The organism is Binatus sp. (SeqCode), from assembly GCF_050013435.1.
Lineage (GTDB): Bacteria > Desulfobacterota > Binatia > Binatales > Binataceae > Binatus.
This window is the reverse complement of record NZ_JBEKFG010000131.1, coordinates 1-4,289: the sequence shown is the minus strand read 5'-3', so window position 1 is coordinate 4,289 and position 4,289 is coordinate 1. Positions and strand designations below refer to the sequence as shown.

Annotated in this window: 4 protein-coding genes; 2 read left to right on the top strand and 2 right to left on the bottom strand. The window is 60.1% G+C overall.

Features of this window, described 5'->3' with window-relative positions:
• Positions 1 to 209: 209 nt before the first annotated feature.
• Positions 210 to 1,016: an ROK family protein gene (locus ABSB13_RS16705; RefSeq protein WP_428110460.1), complete on the bottom strand. Its 807-nt coding sequence runs from the start codon at positions 1,014 to 1,016 to the stop codon at positions 210 to 212.
• Between the two features lie 169 nt (positions 1,017 to 1,185).
• Between ABSB13_RS16705 and ABSB13_RS16700 the strand changes: the two genes are divergently transcribed.
• On the top strand, positions 1,186 to 2,499 hold the full coding sequence (locus ABSB13_RS16700; RefSeq protein WP_428110459.1) for an NCS2 family permease: 1,314 nt from the start codon (positions 1,186 to 1,188) through the stop codon (positions 2,497 to 2,499).
• Positions 2,500 to 2,627: 128 nt separating this feature from the next.
• On the top strand, positions 2,628 to 2,900 hold the full coding sequence (locus ABSB13_RS16695; RefSeq protein ID WP_428110458.1) for a hypothetical protein: 273 nt from the start codon (positions 2,628 to 2,630) through the stop codon (positions 2,898 to 2,900).
• Positions 2,901 to 2,934: 34 nt separating this feature from the next.
• On the opposite strand, the gene ABSB13_RS16690 is transcribed toward ABSB13_RS16695, so the two are convergent.
• Positions 2,935 to 4,289, bottom strand: a 1,355-nt coding sequence (locus tag ABSB13_RS16690) for an ABC transporter ATP-binding protein (RefSeq protein WP_428110456.1), incomplete at its 5' end; no start/stop codon positions are given.

Genomic DNA, 4,289 nt, shown 5'->3' with positions numbered 1-4,289 from the left:
GGCGGGCGGGTGTAAATGAAAATGTAAATGAACTTCCCTGAAACTCCCCGATACGGGCCGATACGGGGTATAACGGGAAGATGCTAGGAGATGGAGAACCCCTTACAGGACAAGGCGGAACGATACTCCCGCATACTAGCGATAAGACGGCGCGCGGATTTCAAGACCGGTGCCTTCAACCACTCGGCCACCCCTCCATTCGAAGAAGATCACTTTTTCGCGACAGCTTCAGCCTGCCACAGCTTGATACCGCCGAGCAGGCCCTCCGTATTGCTGACCACCTTGACGTTGGGCGGCAACTTGAAATTGATGGTCGCCGCATTGCCGCCACCGAGGTAAAGCCTGTCGTAGTTGAACGTCTTCGCCATCTCGTCAATCGCTTCGCGCAGGTGTTTGTTCCACTTCTTCTTGCCCTTCTTCAGGAACGCCCGGTTGCCGAGCTCGTCTTCATAAGTCTTACCGTTGTGAAACGGATGGTGCCCCAGCTCGAGATGTATCCGGTGCCCGTCAACGAACAGCACTGATCCGAACCCGGTCCCGAGCGTGATGACCAGTTCGTCGCCGTGGCCGGTCGCGCATCCCAGGCCCTGCACGTCGGCGTCATTGGCGATTCGCACAGGGCGCTTGAGTTTCTTCTTCAGCGCCGTCTCGAGCGGGAAGTTGTTCCATCCTTTGCCCAGATTCGGCGCGATGTAAACGACGCCATTTTTGATAACGCCCGGAAATCCCACCGACGCCCGGTCGAACGCCCCCGCCATCCTGGCGAGCTCTGCGATAATCGCGATCACCTTTTTCGGCGTCGCGTTACGCGGCGTCTTGATCTTTTGCCGCTCGGTTATCATCTTGCCTTTTTCGTCGAGCGCGACGGCCTTGATTCCAGTTCCGCCGACGTCCACCGCAAGTGTGGTTACCGATTTGAGCGCCCGCGGCTTCGCGGGCACTGGGGGCTTCACAGGCGCCGGCGGCTTCGCGATTAGTTTTGTCTCCGGAGTCTTCACAGGTTGTTCTTCTGTCATTTGTTCACTCTTGACGTGGGCCAGGATTGACGGCTGGCGGCAATGCGCGCGTGAATTGCAGCTCGCGATTCGTTGGTTATATACCAAACTGCATTTACACGCATTCCAGTGGCATGTGCTCGTCGCGACGTGGTAATTCAGGCCTCGCGGATCGTCGGGGGAGCGTTTTTTGCAATCGCGAATAGCAAATTACTTCGGGTTGGAACTTGCCGGCACCACGTTTCGACGCGAGGTGCTCGCGGGCGTCACCACGTTCGTCACGATGTCGTACATAATCGCGGTCAATCCGGCCATTATGAAAGCCGCAGGCATCCCCGAAGGACCTTCGATGGTCGCGACGGTGATGACTGCGGTGGTCGGAACGCTGGTGATGGGCCTGTACGCCAATCGTCCGTTCGCAATCGCGCCGTACATGGGCGAGAACGCGTTCATCGCATACACCGTCGTGAAGGTGCTTGGCTACAGTTGGCAAACCGCGATGGCTGCCGTGTTTCTGGCGGGCGCGATGTTCGCGCTGTTGACCGTAGCGCGCGTGCGGCAATGGATGGTCGAAGCGCTTCCGCCAGGTCTTTGCTACAGCTTCGGAGTGGGAATCGGACTGTTCCTCAGCTTCATCGGACTCAATGAATCCGGAATCGTCGCGCTTGGCGTGGCCGGCGCGCCGGTGAGAATCGGGAATCTCGCGGCGCCGTCGGTCGAGGTCGCAGTGCTCAGCTTCGTGCTGATCGCGGTACTGATGGTCCGGCGCGTGCCGGGCGCAATCCTGCTCGGGATTTTGATTTCGGCGGGCATTGCATTTGTCACGGGCGTCGCGAAGCCGCCGTCGCTGTGGGTCAGCATGCCGCCGAATCCCGCGCCCATCATGCTGCAACTCGATCTGCGAGGCGCGTTGAGCGTCGGATTTTTCGGCGTACTGCTGACGATATTCGTGATGGCATTGATCGACACGATGGGTTCGCTGATCGGAGTCTCCGCGCGAGCCGGATTTCTCGACCCTGACGGGACGTTGCCGCAGATCGAACGCCCGATGCTTGCCGACGCGATCGCCACGATGTTTGCAGGCCTGGTGGGCACCACCACCTCTGGCGCGTACATCGAATCTGCGGCCGGCGTCCACGCCGGTGGACGCACTGGCTTGACCGCAGTGGTGGTCGCAGCGTTGTTCGCGATGTCGCTGTTCTTCGCGCCCCTGGTAGCCGCGATTCCTGCCGCGGCGTACGCGCCGGCGCTGATTGTCGTAGGCGCGATGATGATTGCGCCGGTCGTCAAAATCGACTTCGACGATTACACCGAACTGATTCCCGCCTTTACGGTGATTGCGCTGATGAGTTTCACCTACAACATCGGGATCGGCATCACGGCCGGACTGATTCTTTATCCCCTGGTCAAGCTCGCCACTGGGCGCCGCAGCGAGGTCCACGCCGGATTGTGGTTGCTATGCGGCCTGTCGATTCTGTTTTACGTTTTCTATCCTTACCAATAGCGAAGACGCCCGTTGGCACGCGTAGAGCTGAACAATTGGTGAATCACTGAAACACTCCAATTGACTTAGTCCGGCGTCAAACCTAATTTCGTCTTGCTGAGGCCTGCGGGCGTCAGCAAGGGGTGAGAATGGCTATTTTCACCAGGCAGTTCGCCGACACCGACGAGTATGAGCAATGGCTCGAGAAGGCGGGGAAACGGATCAGCGTGCTGTCGATTACCAATGCGCCGGCGAGGGATGGCTCGTCAACTCAACCGAGCCTCGCGCCGATCGGGATCACATATGACACTGACGATCAGTCGCTGGCGCCCGCCAGGAGCAGGACGGCAATAGTCGCACAGGTGGTGATAGTCGGAGCGCTCTTCTTCGCCTTGTTTCTCTTTCTGATTTCAAAAGTATAGCCGCCTCGGCAAACCCGCCATCTGCGGCCCATCGCTAATCGGTGCGACCTCCGCCCGGCGCAGGACTCAGCGAACCGGGCACGCGCGTGATGTGGTCGGGCGTCACGCGCAGCTTGCGAGTCTGCTCGTTGAAGAGCTGCGAGTACACGCCCGCGCGCTTCACGAGATCCGAATGCGAACCGACCTCGACGATCTTTCCGCAATCGAGCACGACGATCACATCCGCATCGACCGCGCTGGCGAGCCGATGCGCAATCAGGAAGGACGTCCGTCCCTTCATCAGGCGGCGCACGGCGTCGTGAATCAGGTTTTCCACTTCCGAATCGAGGCCGGAGGTGGCTTCATCGAGGATCAAAATCGGCGGGTCCTTCAGAAACACGCGCGCCAGCGCGAGGCGCTGACGCTGGCCGGTCGAAGGCCGCACGCCGCCCTCGCCTATCATCGTGTCGAGCTTGTCAACCATCGAATCGACGAAGTCGCGGATGTTGGCCTGCTCGAGCGCACGCCAAACATTTGCGTCGGGCGCGCCGGGGCGCCCATATTGCACGTTCTCGCGGATCGATGCGCTGAACAGGATCGCGTCCTGGGGGACAATCCCGATTGAATCGCGCAGCGACTTCAGCGTGACGCTCGAAATGTCGGTGCCATCGATCAAAATTTGGCCGGCGGCCAGTTCGTAGAAGCGCGGAATCAGGCTGGCGAGCGTGGTCTTGCCGGCCCCCGAGCGCCCAACCAACGCCACCGTGGTCCCGGCCGGGACGGCCAGATTCATATCGTCGAGAATGACGCGGATCGGTCCGCCGTCCAGCGGCTTGTAGCCAAAGCGCAGATGCTGGATCTCGACCAGCCCGCTTTTCACTTTGAGCGCCGGCGCACCCGGCACGTCGTGCACCTCGGGCGTCTCGTCGAAGAACGCGAAAATCCGCTCGATCGCGGCCAATGCAGTCGCCACGATGATCGACAATTCCGAGAACCGCTGCAGCGGCAGGTAGAGCGCGCCCAGGAACGCAAAGAACGCGACCACGGTTCCAATCGTCATCTGACCGTGCATGATCATCAGCGCGCCCGCCCAGATCACGATCAACGGTGCGCCGCGCGAGATGAATTCGGTGAGCATCTGATGGGTCGAGGACAGCTTCACGCTCTCAATGGTCAGGTCGTAAAGCTCGGTGGTTCGCTGATGGAAGCGGCGCGCCTCGTCCGCCTCCCGCGCAAATGATTTCGTTGTCGAGATTCCGGCGATGCGTTCCTGCAGCTCGCCCGAAAATTCCTCGACCACTTCCTGCAGGTCGTGACTGGTCTCCTTGATTCTCGGCGAGAGAATTCTGATCACCGCGACGTAGAACGGAATGACTATCAGCGAGATCCACGCCAGCCGCACGTTGAGGT

Coding starts and splice junctions, on each gene's coding strand:
- ABSB13_RS16705 (WP_428110460.1), bottom strand. CDS start 1,016: ATGACAGAAGAACAACCTGTGAAGACTCCGGAGACAAAACTAATCGCG.
- ABSB13_RS16695 (WP_428110458.1), top strand. CDS start 2,628: ATGGCTATTTTCACCAGGCAGTTCGCCGACACCGACGAGTATGAGCAA.